Source organism: Bradyrhizobium sp. NBAIM03, assembly GCF_020194055.1.
GTDB lineage: Bacteria > Pseudomonadota > Alphaproteobacteria > Rhizobiales > Xanthobacteraceae > Bradyrhizobium > Bradyrhizobium yuanmingense.
This window is the reverse complement of sequence record NZ_JADYVS010000080.1, coordinates 1-1,552: the sequence shown is the minus strand read 5'-3', so window position 1 is coordinate 1,552 and position 1,552 is coordinate 1. Positions and strand designations below refer to the sequence as shown.

Sequence of the window (1,552 nt, the reverse complement as noted above, 5' to 3'; positions counted from 1 at the left end):
ACGGGGTTTTCTTCCTTGCCGTCCTCGGGCAGGCGCAGCACCTCGCCGATCTGGTCGATCAGGAGGCCATAGGATTCGCCGCGTAGGTCGACGCCGACCGCCATCGCGGTCTTGCCGTCCTCGTCCTTGGGCAGGCCGAGGCGCGAGCGCATGTCGACCACGGTGACGATGCGGCCGCGCAGGTTCAAAACGCCGGCGATCTCGCGCGAGGCCAGCGGCACGCGGGTGACGCGCTCGGGCATGAACACGTCCTGGACGCGGGAGATCGGCAGCCCGAACAGCTGGCCGCCGATCATTGCGGTGACGTACTCGACCATGGCGCCTTCAGCGGACTGGGTCTTCTTGCTCATTTCAGGGTCTCCTGGTCCATCCCGCTTAAGGTTTAAGCCGCGGCCGCCCGGCTCAGCTCGGAGGCGCCGGCGGCGCCCGCGGTCTGCTCCTTCAGCGCCGCGATCAGGCCGGGACGGTCGAACTTGGCGACGTAATCGTGGAAGCCGGCCTGACGGCCGCGCTCGATCGCCGCCGGCGACACCAGCGCCGACAGGCCGATGATCGGCGTCGCGGCGAGGTTGTTGTCGGAGCGGACGACTTCCGCGAACTCGAACCCGTTCATGTCGGGCATCTCGATGTCGGTCAGGATCACGTCGAAGTTTTGGGCGCGCAGTGCCGCGAGGCCCTCCTGCGCGGTCGGCGCGGTGCGGACGCGGTAGCCGGCGGCCTTCAGCACCGGCGCCAGCATGTTGCGGAAGAAGGCCGAGTCGTCGACCAGCAGCACCGACTGCGAATGCAGCGACGGCTTCATCTCCTTGCGGGTGAACCAGTCGGCGAACGCCATCGGCAGGAAGTGGCCGACGTCGATCACCTCGGTGGCCTGGCCCTTGATCACGGCCGAGCCGAGAACGCCGGAGGAGGAGCCGCCGACCTCGATGTTGAGGCGTTCCTCGACGATGTCGATGATCTCGTCGACGACGAGGCCCATGGAGCGGCCGTCGTCGGCGAACACCAGGATCGGCTGGGCGCCCTGGCTCGCAATGGTGACGCCTTCCATGGCCACCAGCGGCATCAGCTGCTCGCGGTACTGCACCATGTAGCGGCCGTTCGAGAACTCGATCTTGTCGGCCGGCAGCTCTTCCAGGCGCGTGACGAGGCCGAGCGGAACCGCCTTGGGCTGCGACGAGCCGGCGCGGAACACCAGCAGCGAGGTGGTCTGCTCGCCACTTCCGATGTGATGGCCGGCGGCTTCGTCACCCATGTCATGGGCCGAGGAGCCGGCGGCGCCGAGCGCCTTGGCGATGCCGTTGGGATCGATGATCATGATGACCGCGCCATCGCCCAGAATGGTGTTGCCGGAGAACATGTCGATGTGACGCAGTTTTGTCGACATCGGCTTGACCACGATTTCTTCGGTGTGGAACACGCCATCGACGACGATGCCAAAGGTCTGGCTGCCGACTTGCGTCACCACGATGAAGCCGTTCTCGGGATCGGAGGCCGCGCCGTCGTCGATCTTCAGGAGCTTCTTCAGATGGATCAGCGGCAGCAGCTTGTTGCG

At 66.5% G+C, this 1,552-nt stretch carries 2 protein-coding genes; both read right to left on the bottom strand.

The window, feature by feature from the left end:
• A partial coding sequence (locus tag I6F21_RS37465) for a chemotaxis protein CheW (RefSeq protein WP_225184349.1) occupies positions 1-350 on the bottom strand: 350 nt, incomplete at its 3' end.
• A 32-nt stretch (positions 351-382) separates the two neighbouring features.
• On the bottom strand, positions 383-1,552 hold a 1,170-nt coding region (locus I6F21_RS37460), incomplete at its 5' end, for a chemotaxis protein CheW (RefSeq protein WP_225184348.1).